At 40.8% G+C, this 14,319-nt stretch carries 12 protein-coding genes; 5 read left to right on the top strand and 7 right to left on the bottom strand.

Annotated features, from left to right (window positions below):
* Positions 1–12: 12 nt before the first annotated feature.
* The 4 genes from hemC to add all read left to right on the top strand — a co-directional run bounded on the left by hemC (position 13) and on the right by add (position 5,164).
* A complete protein-coding gene (hemC, locus tag PS1M3_RS16050; RefSeq protein ID WP_008129468.1) occupies positions 13–951 on the top strand; it encodes a hydroxymethylbilane synthase in 939 nt (312 codons plus the stop codon).
* On the top strand, positions 952–2,784 hold the full coding sequence (locus PS1M3_RS16045) for a uroporphyrinogen-III synthase (RefSeq protein WP_008129470.1): 1,833 nt from the start codon (positions 952–954) through the stop codon (positions 2,782–2,784).
* Complete coding sequence (locus tag PS1M3_RS16040) at positions 2,781–3,893, top strand: heme biosynthesis HemY N-terminal domain-containing protein (RefSeq protein ID WP_008129473.1); 1,113 nt, start codon at positions 2,781–2,783, stop codon at positions 3,891–3,893. Before PS1M3_RS16045 ends, PS1M3_RS16040 begins: the two co-directional genes overlap by 4 nt.
* 269 nt (positions 3,894–4,162) lie before the next feature.
* Positions 4,163–5,164 carry an adenosine deaminase gene (gene add, locus PS1M3_RS16035; RefSeq protein ID WP_033025422.1) on the top strand — a complete coding sequence of 334 codons (1,002 nt, stop codon included), beginning with the start codon at positions 4,163–4,165 and terminating at the stop codon, positions 5,162–5,164.
* 98 nt (positions 5,165–5,262) lie between these two features.
* On the opposite strand, the gene PS1M3_RS16030 is transcribed toward add, so the two are convergent.
* The 5 genes from PS1M3_RS16030 to PS1M3_RS16010 all read right to left on the bottom strand — a co-directional run bounded on the left by PS1M3_RS16030 (position 5,263) and on the right by PS1M3_RS16010 (position 10,613).
* The gene (locus PS1M3_RS16030) at positions 5,263–5,673 is read right to left on the bottom strand and encodes a CBS domain-containing protein (protein ID WP_008129477.1); all 411 of its coding nucleotides are present in this window, start codon (positions 5,671–5,673) and stop codon (positions 5,263–5,265) included.
* 158 nt (positions 5,674–5,831) lie between these two features.
* On the bottom strand, positions 5,832–6,545 hold the full coding sequence (fre, locus tag PS1M3_RS16025) for an NAD(P)H-flavin reductase (protein ID WP_203985418.1): 714 nt from the start codon (positions 6,543–6,545) through the stop codon (positions 5,832–5,834).
* Positions 6,546–6,693: 148 nt separating this feature from the next.
* The gene (gene ubiD / locus PS1M3_RS16020) at positions 6,694–8,160 is read right to left on the bottom strand and encodes a 4-hydroxy-3-polyprenylbenzoate decarboxylase (protein WP_006792455.1); all 1,467 of its coding nucleotides are present in this window, start codon (positions 8,158–8,160) and stop codon (positions 6,694–6,696) included.
* A 73-nt stretch (positions 8,161–8,233) separates the two neighbouring features.
* On the bottom strand, positions 8,234–10,264 hold the full coding sequence (locus tag PS1M3_RS16015; RefSeq protein WP_203985416.1) for a methyl-accepting chemotaxis protein: 2,031 nt from the start codon (positions 10,262–10,264) through the stop codon (positions 8,234–8,236).
* Between the two features lie 67 nt (positions 10,265–10,331).
* Positions 10,332–10,613: an MliC family protein gene (locus tag PS1M3_RS16010; protein ID WP_203985414.1), complete on the bottom strand. Its 282-nt coding sequence runs from the start codon at positions 10,611–10,613 to the stop codon at positions 10,332–10,334.
* Positions 10,614–10,906: 293 nt separating this feature from the next.
* On the opposite strand from PS1M3_RS16010, the gene PS1M3_RS16005 reads away from it, so the two are divergent.
* Positions 10,907–11,818 carry a DUF808 domain-containing protein gene (locus tag PS1M3_RS16005; RefSeq protein WP_203985413.1) on the top strand — a complete coding sequence of 304 codons (912 nt, stop codon included), beginning with the start codon at positions 10,907–10,909 and terminating at the stop codon, positions 11,816–11,818.
* A 28-nt stretch (positions 11,819–11,846) separates the two neighbouring features.
* Here the strand turns inward: PS1M3_RS16005 and PS1M3_RS16000 are convergent, their stop codons facing one another.
* The gene (locus tag PS1M3_RS16000) at positions 11,847–12,785 is read right to left on the bottom strand and encodes a tetratricopeptide repeat protein (RefSeq protein WP_203985412.1); all 939 of its coding nucleotides are present in this window, start codon (positions 12,783–12,785) and stop codon (positions 11,847–11,849) included.
* Between the two features lie 86 nt (positions 12,786–12,871).
* The gene (locus PS1M3_RS15995; RefSeq protein WP_203985411.1) at positions 12,872–14,275 is read right to left on the bottom strand and encodes a M20/M25/M40 family metallo-hydrolase; all 1,404 of its coding nucleotides are present in this window, start codon (positions 14,273–14,275) and stop codon (positions 12,872–12,874) included.
* Positions 14,276–14,319 lie beyond the last annotated feature (44 nt).

The following is a 14,319-nucleotide window of genomic DNA, read 5'->3' as shown; positions in this document are numbered from 1 at the left end:
TTGGATACCCCTATGACAGAAAAAACAAAATTAGTACGTATAGCAACCCGTAAAAGCGCTTTGGCGCTATGGCAAGCCGAATTTGTAAAAGCGCAGCTAGAGCATTTTCATGATGACGTGCGTGTTGAGTTAGTCCCTATGTCGACACAAGGGGATATTATTTTAGATACACCACTTGCTAAAATTGGCGGTAAAGGCTTATTTGTTAAAGAGCTTGAGCAAGCTATGCTAGATGGTCGAGCTGATATTGCCGTACACTCAATGAAAGATGTGCCGGTGGAGTTTCCAGAAGGATTAGCCCTTCATACCATTTGTGAGCGTGAAGATCCGCGCGATGCGTTTGTATCAAATCACTTTGCTAACTTGAATGAGTTACCAGAAGGAGCGGTAGTAGGTACATCAAGCTTGCGCCGCCAATGCCAAATTAGAGCACTGAGACCTGACTTAGAAATCCGTGATTTACGCGGAAACGTAAATACACGCCTAGCTAAATTAGATGCTGGGCAATACGATGCGATTATTTTAGCAGCGGCAGGGCTTATTCGTTTAGAAATGGGCGAGCGTATTGCTGACTACATTGAACCAGAAGTATCGTTGCCTGCAAACGGCCAAGGTGCTGTAGGTATTGAGTGTCGGATTGAAGATGAAGTGACTAAAGCGTTATTAGCACCGCTTGAGCACACACATACACGTATTCGTGTTAATGCAGAGCGTGCAATGAACCGCCGTTTAGAAGGTGGTTGTCAGGTGCCAATAGGTGCCTATGCGTTAGTTGATGGCGAACAGGTCCATTTACGAGGGCTTGTAGGCGCAGTCGATGGCAGCGAAATTTTACGTGACGAAGTTGCGGGTCATATTAACGATGCCGAAAAACTCGGAATAGAGCTGGCTGAAAAATTACTTGCTCAAGGCGCAGATAAAATTTTAGCTGACGTATACAGAGACGCATAAATGACACATATTCTGATAACTCGGCCCGAAGGAAAAGGCGCAGCCCTTGCAGAGCAACTTGAGCAAGCGGGTTATCAGGCGTCATTGTTTCCTGTTTTAAATATTAACTATTTAACGCCCTCTAGTACTCAACTAAGCCCACTTATTAATGCAGATAAAATTATTTTTATCTCTCAGGACGCTGTTAAAGCACTGGCACAATTAAAGCCCGATATAAACATTAAAGCGCAGTTTTATGCTGTAGGGCAGCAAACTGCCGATACAATATATGAATTATTTGGTGTGCGTGCAGCCACGCCTAAGCAGTTCGATTCAGAAGGAGTATTGGCTCTTAAGTCGTTGGCTCAAGTTGATGGTAGCAATATTGTATTGGTTAAAGGGCAAGGTGGTCGCCCAGACATCGCCAAGGTACTTAAAGAGCGTGGCGCGTTTTTAAATAATTGTGTTGTTTATGAACGTGAGCCAGTGCCAGATTTAACCAGTGACTGGACTGACCACTGGAAAAGCAGCAATGTACACGGTATAGTCATAACAAGTAATGCAGCAGTTGATGCCATGTTTACCCCCGTTGCTGCACAACAATTACAATGGTTACAACAGTGCCACTTTTATGTTGCCAGCGAGCGCATAGCCGCATATTTACAGCAACAACATGTTAGTTTGGCAAATATCCATATTGCAGCAGGGGCTAGCGATAACGCTATGTTTACCTGTATTAATCAGCAAGGTAGCAGCATGAGTGAACAACCTAAGTCAATAACAACAGAAAACACAACATCAACAGCTTCGAGTTCAACATCAGTTAAAAATGAGCCAGCAAGCGTAAAAAACAAACCTGCAAATGACAAACAAAAAGTAAGTAAAGTGGCTTCACTTGCATTGTTAATATCGTTGGTTGTGGCCTCTGGAGTTGGCTACGAGTTTTATCAAAAGCTAAATGCAGGTAAAGCGCAAAACACAATTGTTAACGAGCTTAGCGAGCAAAACAAGCTGCTCCAGCAAGAGCTTGCTGCACTTAAATCTTCTCAAATGAGCTTACAACAAGCGTTATTTAATAGCGAAGAAAAAGTATCTGAGGCATTAACGCAAAGCACTCTTGAAAATCAGCAAGCATTAAAAGCTGCGCTGCAAAAAGCGCAGCAGCAAGGTTCATCTTTAAACCCACAAGAGGTCACCAGCTTACAACGAATGGCTGAGTTTAAACTGTGGGCCGAAAAAGATTACCAAGGCGCAAGCGCTGTACTAAAGCGTTTAGACGGACTGTTAAGTGAGTACCCTGGCACAATTGAAGTTCGCCAAGCCATTATGCAAGACATACAAACGCTTGATAGTTTAAAACCGGTTGCTACCGAGGCCATTTATTTACAGCTAAATAGTGTTATTAACCGAATTGACGAATTGGTGTTTAATGCGGTCAATTTACCAGAGGAAACATTGGTAATTGATGAACATGCACTCAGCGAAGATATTAACGACTGGCAGCAAAATATCAGTAATAGTTGGAATAAAATTGTTGATAGTTTTATTACTATTAGGCGCCATGAAGGGATTGCTATTGAACCTTTACTGACCGACCAAGAGCGCAATTTAATTAATCAACGAATTAAATTAAATATAGCACAGGCGCAGGACGCATTATTAAGTAAGCAAGCGAGTATATATTTTAGTGCGTTAAGCGAAGCTAAGCGCTTAACTGGCGAGTACTTTAAGCAAGACGATGACGCCACAAAATCAGTACTAAATACGCTATCTAAATTAGAAAAAGAGCAGCTCAACTTTAGCCAAGAGGTCACTTTGCAAAGTACACAAACGGTTAAGGAGTGGGTGCAATGATAGGCCTAATAATCTTAATTGTAGCTATTGTTGTTGTACTTGCGGTTACCCCTTTTGTACTGGACGAAAAAGGCTACGTGCTTATCTCGTTTAATAACACAACAATTGAAGGCACCATTGTTTCGTTTTGTATTATGGCTGCAATGACTGCGGCAACTTTATACTTTACGTATAAACTAATACGCTATTTATTATCAATTTATAGAAATACCAAACATGGTTTTTTTGCCCGCAGTGAAGAGCGTAAATTTGCCGCAATTGAACAAGCCCTTTTCAGTGCTATAAACGACGATTACGAACAAGTAGAGCGCTCACTTTCTGGTAACAGTGTGCCAGATAAATTTGATGATATTCGTTTGGCACTATTGGCTAAAGCGGCACTTGCTAACAACGAGGCAGATAAAGCACTAGAACGATTATTTGAAATAAGCCCTGAGCAGCAATTGAAGGTAGCAAAACTATGGTTGGCAAGTGGCGATAGCAGTGCAATTGAATCGCAGTTGCGCGTTAATGCAGAAGCTAAAAAAGCCACTGCACTTGAGCTTAAACTGTACACTGAGGTATTGGTACAACAGCAGCACTTTAGCGTGCTAGAAGAGTTTTTACCCAAGCTACTGCGTAAAAAAGTGTTTTCTAGTGATCAGTGGACGCGTGTATTTACTGCCTATTTTTCGGCTCAATCAGCTGATGAACTAACAAATAAATACAAACAATTACCACGAAAACTTCAAACTTATGCGCATACTGCGTATTTAACTCAAATGGCTGCAACAGGTCAGCTTGCTGTTATTGAGGGCGATTTAGCTAAAATGGTTAAGCAAGCCAGCCAACATGATGAGCTTGCTGCTATTTTAAATAATGCAAACCATGGCGAAGCGCACAAATTACAAGCCAGTATTCAAGATCGCCTTAAAAAAGACGACACTAATACAGCACTGCTGTTGTCGCTTGCGTGCCTTGCTAATGCACAAAGTGATTATGATTTAGCGGCACGTGTGTTTGATAAAGCACTTAATGGTGATAATAAACACCAATTTGCAGACCAGGCAGCTTTGAGTTACAAGAACACGGCACAGGCTGAAAAGGCGCTCGTTTTATATAACAAATAAGTTTACTAGCTGATTAGTTATAAATTTTAGGCACAGGTTATAGGCGTTGTAAAAATGCTTTACCTGTGCTTTTTTATAGGTATTTTTTAAATTTAGCGAAACAATAAAAAGTAAGGCGAGACTATTTTATACATATTATTGTTAAGTGTGTGAATATTTGCACAAAAAGCAGACATATGACCGCTTAATAATATTACAAAGCGTATAGACTTGAAAAATAATTCTATCTGCGTATTATGCGCAAAAATTTAATTAAACTGGGTGCTACTATGATCAATAGAAAACTACCTTTGCTAGATATTCACCGTCATTTAGATGGTAATGTTCGCGCGCAAACCATACTAGAACTTGGTCGTCAGTTTAATATTGATTTACCCGCAGATAACGTTGAACAATTAATCCCTCATGTTCAAGTGATAGATCCAGAGCCAAACCTTGTCGCTTTCTTACAAAAGCTAGACTGGGGTGTTACGGTACTTGGCGATTACGATGCATGCCGCCGTATAGCTATTGAAAATATTGAAGATGCACAAGCGCAAGGTCTTGATTACGTTGAGCTTCGTTTCAGTCCTTACTACATGGCTCAAAGCCAAGGCTTACATCCACAAGGTGTTGTCGAAGCTGTGGTTGATGGTATTAAATCAGCAACAAAGAATGCCAATATTAAAGCTAATTTAATTGGTATTTTGTCGCGTACTTATGGTGTTAAAACGTGCCAACATGAGCTTGATGCATTACTTGCGTTTAAAAATGACTTAGTGGCTGTTGATTTAGCGGGCGATGAAATTGGCTTTCCGGGAGAGTTATTTATTGAGCACTTTAAGCAAGTGCGTGATGCGTATTTAGCGTCAACAATTCATGCCGGTGAAGCACTTGGTGCACCTAGTATTTGGCAAGCGATTAACGAGCTAGGTGCAAGTAGAATTGGCCATGGTGTAAAAGCAATTGAAGACCCAACGTTAATGGATTACTTACGTGACAACCGTATTGGTATTGAGTCATGTTTAACCAGTAATATTCAGACTAGCACAGTCACCGACCTAGCTACGCACCCGCTTAAACAGTTTTTAGATTATGGCATTCTTGCTTGCCTTAATACAGATGATCCGGCTGTTGAAGGTATAGAAATAGAGCATGAATATACTATTGCAGCACCCAAGGCTGGTTTATCTCAGGCTGATATAGAAAAAGCCCAAGCGAATGCGTTGGAAATTGCATTTTTAAGCGACGGCGATAAAAAAGCACTACTAGCACAAGTGAGTGCACGTTAAGCAATACAAATAAATATGCCGCTTTAAAGCCGCATATTTATGGACTGAACTTGAGCGCTAGTTAATAAGAGGTTTACTGTCTAACGCTCAGGTTTAAATTAGTGCTCTTGGCAGCTAAGGTAGTTATCGTAGAGCGCTTTGAGTACATCGGCACGATTTATCATTCCTACCACTTTTACGCCTTCTACCACTGGGTAGTTTTTAGGCTTACCCGGCTGCATTTGTTCAGCCAGTTCAATAATGTTTAAATCGCTACTTACTGTGACTACATTGGTTTGCATAAGCTGCGACACTTTTACAACCCCTTCGCAAAAATAACTGCTCTGCATTAAAGGCTTTAATAACTCTTGCTCTGAAATAAATCCGACAAGGCATTTTTCGTCGTCGAATACAGGCGCACCAAGTAATTTAAATTTTTGTAACTCGGCTATGGCTGTCGTCATTTCGGTGTTTGGTGTTATGTTTGGCAACTTGCGTTGCATAAAATCTTTTACTTTTGTATTTAGCATTTGGGTCTCTCCCGCTGATGTTCTGTACAAAGTATGGTTTATAGATTGGATTTTAGGAAATTGTTTATATTGATGAATGTGATAGGTTTAAACTATTAAAAATTTAAAGTCATAAAAAAAGCACCCGTAGGTGCTTATTATTAAACTATGCGATGAGTTTACTTTATAAATGCAAATGCATCGGCGTACATGTTTTCACGAATAGCACCATGAGCTATAAAGTCGTCACGTACAATCCCTATCATGTCAAAACGACCCGCCATGTAAATGTCGTAAGGTTCAAGTGATACAATATCTTGCATTACAGCTTTGTGCACAAAACCAGTGTGACCTTGCCAATTAGCTGATGGGTTTTCGACAACAGGAATAAATTCAAAATGTTCATGGTTCTCTGCCCATAATTTCATTTCTTCATGTGCGTACAATGCCGACTCCTCTTTAACACCCCAATAAAATAATACAGGGCGGTCGCAGTTTATTTCAGCCAAGTGATCAGCCATTGATTTTACATACGAAAAACCAGTGCCACCGGCAAGTAAAATAATAGGTCGATTACATTGCAAGCGAAGTTGAGACACACCTAACCCGGCCTCTATATCAACCATTGTGTTGTTTGCATGTGCATTGCGTAAGTGTTCAAGCGATTGCATTGCGTATGAGTCTGCACCCGAAGCACCAATGTGTAGTTCTATTTCGTCACATTGAGATGGGCGGCTAGCAATAGAAAAAGCGCGTTTGTCTTTTTCACCTAACACCAGTTGCATGTATTGGCCCGCTTCAAAGGTCACAGGTTGTTGTGGCTTTAAAATTACTTTGTTAACAAATTCTGTAAGTGGGCTGATAGCTACAACTTCAGCTTTTAATGTTTGCATTTTTTACCTTTTAGCAGCGCTTTTGACAGCAGATACGCAATTGAATGAGTCGATTCTAGCATATCTACAGGGTTATTTTATAGCCTGTTTATAGCTTGTCCGAACGGTGGCAAATAAATTATTGGCCACCGCTTGGTTTGTTGAGTTGTTAGAGAATTTTAAGGCTATCCCAAATATCATCAACACGTTCTTTGGTGGCTTTGTCCATCACTATAGGTTCACCCCATTCGCGGTCGGTTTCGCCTGCCCATTTGTTGGTTGCGTCCATCCCCATTTTAGAACCAAGTCCCGATACCGGAGAAGCAAAATCTAGATAATCTATTGGGGTGTTTTCAATTAACGTAGTATCACGCGCTGGGTCCATACGAGTTGTTATGGCCCAAATAACATCTTCCCAGTCGCGTGCATTTATATCGTCGTCGCACACAATTACAAACTTGGTATACATAAATTGGCGTAAAAACGACCATACTCCCATCATTACGCGCTTGGCGTGACCAGGGTATTGTTTTTTCATTGTGACTACTGCCATGCGGTACGAACACCCTTCAGGCGGTAAATAAAAATCGACAATTTCGGGAAACTGTTTTTGTAATATCGGAACAAACACTTCGTTTAGTGCAACACCCAGAATAGCCGGCTCATCAGGCGGACGGCCAGTAAATGTGCTGTGATAAATAGGATCTTTACGGTGTGTAATGTGAGTTACGGTCATAACAGGGAAGTCATCAACTTCGTTGTAGTAACCAGTGTGGTCGCCATAGGGGCCTTCTGGCGCCATTTCGCCTGGCATAATATGACCTTCTAGTACTATTTCGGCACTGGCAGGTACTTGCAAGTCATTTGAAATCGACTTTACTACTTCAGTTCGGCTTCCTCGTAATAACCCAGCAAATGCATATTCGCTAAGCGTATCTGGAACAGGAGTTACAGCACCTAAAATGGTCGCCGGATCAGCACCTAACGCCACCGACACAGGATAAGGTTGGCCAGGGTTTTCTTTACACCACTCTTGAAAGTCGAGCGCGCCGCCACGATGCGACAACCAGCGCATAATTATTTTATTTTTACCTAATAGCTGTTGGCGATAAATACCCAGATTTTGACGTTTTTTGTATGGCCCTTTTGTTACGGTTAAACCCCACGTAATTAAAGGGGCTGCATCGCCCGGCCAGCAGTGTTGAATAGGTAGCTTTGTTAAATCAACGTCATCGCCTTCTAAAACTACTTGCTGGCAAGGTGCTTTTTTAACTTCTTTAGCTGGCATATTCAGCACTTTTTTAAACACAGGAATAGATCCAAGTGCCTCTTTAATACCTTTAGGAGGCTCAGGCTCTTTTAAAAACGCGAGTAACTTACCTACTTCACGCAGTTCGTTAACGTCTGTTTGACCCATCCCCATGGCAACCCGCTTTGGTGTTCCAAATAAATTGGTAAGCACCGGCATGCTGTGCCCTTTTGGGTTTTCGAATAATAAGGCAGGACCTTTTGCACGCAGTGTGCGGTCGGAAATTTCGGTCATTTCAAGATACGGGTCAATTTCTTGGGTGATGCGTTTAAGCTCACCTTTTTTTTCAAGTAAATTGATAAAATCGCGCAGATCTTTATATTTCATTATGGGCCGCTATTAAGCAAAAGAGTTGAACTATTATACCCATTTCATGCAAAGCAAGTCATTACACCTGCACTTAAAACTTAAAGCGCTCTACGGCACTTGTTAAAGAGTGTGCAAGTTGATTTACATCTTCACTTTCGCTTGCTAGGGTGGTTGCGTTATTGGCATTTAAAGTGGCTTGTTCGGTCACCTTAGCCATTATTTTTTGAATATCATCACTGTTTGTTAACTGTTCATGAGAAGCCGTAGCAATTTGCTCACTCATGTGGTTAATTGAAAGTAATGTTCCTTTTATACGCTCAACCGCTTTATTTAGTTCAGCACTGTTTTCAACACACTGTTTAGCTTGTTGTTGGCCATCGTTAATTTCTTTTTGCGTCGTTTTTGTGTGTTGTTGCAGCGTTTGAATCATAGTATGAATTTCACTTGTGGAGCTTTGTGTGCGTGCCGCTAATGAGCGAACCTCGTCAGCAACCACCGCGAAGCCTCGGCCATTTTCTCCGGCTCTTGCCGCTTCTATTGCTGCATTTAATGCAAGTAGATTAGTTTGCTCTGCAATGCTGCTAATAGTGTTTACAATTGCGCCTATTAAATCTGTAAACTCAGCCAGCTCTTCTGTGCTACTTACCGCTTTATCGAGTCGATTTAAGAGTGCTTCAATACTTAAACTGTTGTCGTTAGCTATTTGGTTGACGTCGTTTGCAAACTGAGAGGCGTTTGTGATCTCGTTAGATGCATTATCGGCCTGCTCATAAACCGCTTGCGAATTATTTAACATGCTATGTGCAAGGTCTGTGGCTTGTGCGCTTCGTTCTAATTGTTGCTGAGCAACAATGGTCATTTGTTGACCTTTTTCACTTGTTTGAATGGCCGATTTATCAAGCTCGTGGGCATCATTACTAATTGCTTTTATAAGGTGTGATAAATCGTCACTAAGCTTATTAATGTTGTTAAGTAAAGTGCCAAACTCATCTTTGCTACGCGGTTGGCTGCGTTTGGAAAAATCGCCCGAGGCAATACGTGCTAAATCGCTATTTACTTTTTTAAGCGGTTTTAGCATAGCATTGGTTGTAAATATTGAAATAACAATAAGTAATCCAATAAGTACAATCGCAATTATAACAACAGAGCTAGAGCCCATATTAATTGCCGATTTGGCACTGTTTTGCAGTGTTTGAAAACGCTCGTCAGCTAGCTTGTTAAGCTGTAATAATTGGCTTTCTGTGTCTATAAATTCTTGTTGAAAGCGCTCAAAACTTTGCTGTGCCATTTGGGTGTTTTTAAGCGCTTTATTTTGCTGGGCGTAAATACCGTCGGGTCCATTTAATCGTGATCTTAAGTTATTAAATTGCTCGGTGAATTGAGCCGCGTTTAAACTGTCACCAAAGGGAGTGGCTTGTTGTTCTAAATACACAAAGTTTGGCTGGATGTTATCAAGTAAAAATTGGGTATCTTGTTGATGAGCATTTAAGTCGCTAACACTGGTAGTTTGCGTAATACTTTTAATATTGTTGCTTAAATTAAATAGTAAGTCGTCTATGCGTGTTGCAGTGCCAAATACAGAGCTGAGTAAAGATTGCTGCTTTGCACTGACCTCTATGAGTTCTATATCGAGTAAGCCATTACTGAGATTGCTGAGCTCAACACCAAACTCTGTAATTAATATAGCGGCAGTCGACTGCGCACTAAAACGCTGTTCTTTGGCATTAAACATGTTTGCGCTTGTTTTGCTTAGTTGCTCAAAGTTTTTTGAAGCGTCAACTAGCAAAGTTTGCATGTTTTGCTGACCCGTTAATTGCGGCTTAAGTGCATTGAGCATCTTACTGAATTCTTGTTGTTCGCTAAGTGCTTCTTTTTTATTGGTCAGTAATAAATCAGGTTTTGTTTGACTATAAGCTAGAGCATTGAATTTGGTAATAGAAAGAAGCGATAGCCTTAAGTCTTTACTTACTTGTTGGGCTGGTACTGCAAGGTTTTCTATACGTGAAGTTGTGGTGCTTATTTTATTTAAGGACCAGTAAAAAAATAAGCTACTAATAAGCATTAGTAAGCCAATGGCAGAAAAGGCTAAAATTATTTTATGTTTAATGGCAATAGAACGCATAACTTCATCAACAAAATTAAGACTTTTGTTAGTGTAGCAGGTTTTTTAATATGTTGTTAGTGGGTTGTTATTTTGTGCTGCAAAGGTGTTTATTCCCTGAAATTATAAGCATAGCTTTAGTGCCTTTCCCCCAAAAAAGGACTTTGTTACTAATGTATTTATTACCAGAGGCGCTTTTTTCATGCGTAAGATGATAGATTTTATTTTTAAAAGTGAGTGCTGCTTTTTCGTTTGCTAAGACATTAAGCACGGCTTTATTATCATTGCATACATAGTGTGTGGTTGTTGTTTTGTCATTGCACCCTATTAAACACAGTAAATAAACTACTAAAACGATTGTTGCTTTCATTTCCCCTTCCTTTATTTTTCACCGGCTATTCTATTTCAGAATAACAGAGCAAAATTAACCGTTGGTGAAAGACGAGCTTTACGTTATGTTGATTAAATTATTTATAAGATAGGGTCTGTTGATCTTTTAGGCTTGAAATTTGTCCACACTAGGGGCTATTTAATCGCGGCGCGAGGTTTGTAACCTAGTGGACTAAGTAAAAGCCGAGCAACAAAGAGTAAGTAGCCCCTAGGAAGAACCAAACAGGCTGCTGCAAATTAACATTGAAAGAACAACAGACCTTAGGAAGCACAATGGCAGGCACTAACCTTTTAACATTATTAGATGATATAACGGCTTTACTCGATGACATTGCAACCATGAGTAAAGTTGCGACAAAAAAAACGGCGGGTGTTTTAGGTGACGACTTAGCACTCAATGCACAGCAAGTAACGGGTGTGTCAGCCGACAGAGAGCTACCTGTTGTATGGGCGGTAGCTAAAGGGTCATTTTTAAATAAAGCCATACTTGTCCCAGCAGCTTTAATGATCAGCGTTTGGCTGCCATGGCTAATTACACCACTTTTAATTTTAGGTGGTTTGTTTTTATGTTTTGAAGGGGCTGAAAAAGTATTTGCGCGATTTTTACCTCATCACGATGATATTGCCGATGGCGACGAAACGCCTGATTTAGTTGAATATGAAAAGCAAAAAATAAAAGGCGCGATACGAACGGACTTTATTCTATCGGCTGAAATTATTGTTATTACGCTCGGCACTGTTGCAGGCCAAACATTGCTTAATCAATCTTTAGTGCTTTGTGTAATAGCCATTGTTATGACTATTGGTGTTTACGGACTTGTGGCTGCCATTGTAAAACTTGATGATGCAGGCTTGTATTTGGTGAATCAATCTAAAGTCTCTGGCAGTACGGTTAAAGAGTTTATAGGTAAAGGCTTACTTGCAGCAGCACCGCGACTTATGCAATTTTTAGCGTTTGCGGGTACTGTTGCTATGTTTTTGGTGGGTGGTGGTATTTTATCTCATGGTATTGAGTTACTGCACCACACACAACTTAATATGATTGGCTATGCGCAATCAATACTAGGCAATATAGGTGAGGTATTAGCTCCGCTTATTTTTGATGGGTTGTTAGGTGTTGTTGCGGGGCTGGTTATTGTGCTTTTTCATGTAGCTTATACAAGGTTATTTAAGACAAACAAGTAGAGCAGCGTTTTCTGCCCTACATAACTTATTAGCACGTTATAAATTTACACAACTGCTCAAGCTCGTAAGCTGCTTTACTATTACCTTGAGCAATTGCTTTTTTATACCAGTAAATAGCTTGTTGTGTGTTTTTGCCTGCACCTTGCCCGTCTCGGTACATTTGTGCAAGGTTAAGCTGACCCCATTGAGAGCCTGACTCTGCAGCAAGTTTAAAGCTCTCTAAGGCTTCTTCAAATTGCCCATCTTTAAAGTACATAATGCCTTGCTGGTTATTTTTATCTAGTTTTAAACCTTTGTATAAAGGCTTAGGTTTAGGCGGAAACATCACAAACCCACCATACAAGCTATTAGCGTGTGGGCGTAGTACATCGTAAATCACGTCACTGTCATATAAGCGCTTTACCTCATCACGCGGTAAGGTAATTGTGTTTGTTGAAAAATAATCGCGTTGCACTAATAAGCTGGTGCGCATTGCCGTGGTTATGCCTCGGTTGCGTTTATAGCTATAGTTGCTTACTTGAAAAGTAATAAATTGCTCGTCAAAGCTTAGCACTTGGGCCACTTTTAAATTTGTTAGCGTCCATGGTTCGTGAGTAAATTTATCGGCGTGAACTAAGTACGTATCAAATGCCTGTGGGTTATTTAAGTAGCTGTATTTGAGTGCTTGGTTATCGGTGTATTGTTGAAAAAAATACACCATTACCCACAATAATAAAATTAAGCCAACCCCGTATTTTGGCAGGCTTAGTTTTTCAATTAAGGGGAGCTTTTTTAAATTAATGGCTTCGTTATGTCCACATTGGTAGCATTCGCGCTTGTAGTTTAGCTTTAACGGTACGATAGGAATAATCGTAAAACGTAAGTAACGGCTATGGTTTACTAAGTGATAGCTATCGCTTTGGCAGTTTGGGCAGCACTGCGTTTGTGAAAAGTGAGGAAAGGACTGACTGGTGTTGAAAAGCAGCATGCAATAATGCCCCGAGTTTTAATTTCTACTAAAGTAAATCAAGGGGCATATTTTTTAAAGCAGCAAACTGTAAGTAAGTATGTCTGCTACTCTTTTGTTGTTACTTTTGGTTTAATTGTTGTTTTTGCGTCTGCTGCCATAAGTGCAAATACCGCATAGGTTGCTGTATTTTGACGAAGCTTTGCTGGCGTTACTTTATCAAGCGTGTCGTCAGCAGTGTGGTGATAATCAAAGTAGTCTGTACCATCTTGGGCTAGCTCAAAAATAGGTGCCGAGACTGCATTTTTAAATGGAATTAGATCAGGTCCGCCGTTAGCTTGGTTTTTACCAATGTACTCAACATCTAAAGGGGCAAGTTCTTTCGCGATAGCGCGCACTACAGGCAGTGACGCTGCATCTACATTTGATTCAAAACCGTAAACTACATCAGCGCCAAAGTCAGACTCTGCGGCAGCAACAATATTGTGTAAATCGTTTTTATGTTTCGCAAAGTAAGCTTTAGCACCCCATAAACCAAGCTCTTCAGCGGCAAAAAGGACAACGCGAATACTGCGTTTAGGGCGTTTTACATCGCTAATATGTTTAGCTGCCGCCATAGTTAATGCAACGCCGGCGCCATCATCAAGTGCGCCCGTGCCTAAATCCCATGAGTCTAAATGTCCGCCAATTAATACGTATTGTTCAGGGGTTTCAGTCCCGTTAAATTGGCCTATAACATTGTAACTAGTGCCTTCGCCGAGGTTTTCGGTTTGTACATTTATATTTACTGATACATCTTTACCTAAAGCGACTAAACGGGCAATTTGATCGGCATCGGGGTTGGCAATGGTTACATTAGGTATTTTTTTAACACCTTCTTTGTAATAACTACCGCCAGTGTGGGCAAAACGGTGATGACCTGTACTTACTGAGCGCATCATGTAGGCCACAGCCCCTTTTTTAGATGCTTCAATTGCTCCAGTGGCACGTGCTTTAACAGCGGGTCCATAACCATTACCGTCTATATCGCGATTCATTCGGTAATTAATGTAAGCAATTTTACCCTTTAAGCTATTAGCCGGTGCTGCTTTTAGCTCATCAAGTGTTTCGAATAACTCAATGGGTGCGCTAATACCTTCTTTGGGTGTGCTTATGCTATTACCTAGCGCGGTTAAGTGAAGGGGTTGTTCGCTAGGCGTTAATATTTTTCCACTTTCGCTGTAGCGGCGCCACTCTGGGAACGTCGCCTCTTCAAGCCATACCTTGTCAAAACCGAGTTCTTTAAATTTAGCTTGGGCCCATGCAACGGCTTTTTTGTCGTTTTCGGTGCCTGGTAAGCGCGGGCCAACTTCTGTTGTTAGTGACTCTAATAGCTCATAGCTTAGGTGGCTATTAAGTGCAGTGGTACGCACTTCATCTACTTGTTGTAATTGCGTTGGTGTAAATTCGTTGCTGCTGGCAGTGGCTGCCATGCTACTGGTAAGCAGTAGCGCGGTGATGAGGTTTTTCATGGTAATTAGCCTTGTTTGAAATTGCGGCTATTAAAACATGTAAT

This window comes from Pseudoalteromonas sp. PS1M3 (genome assembly GCF_016865405.1).
In the GTDB taxonomy this organism is placed as follows: domain Bacteria; phylum Pseudomonadota; class Gammaproteobacteria; order Enterobacterales; family Alteromonadaceae; genus Pseudoalteromonas; species Pseudoalteromonas marina.
The sequence above is the reverse complement of the archived record's forward strand: the minus strand, read 5'-3'. Positions and strand labels throughout refer to the sequence as shown.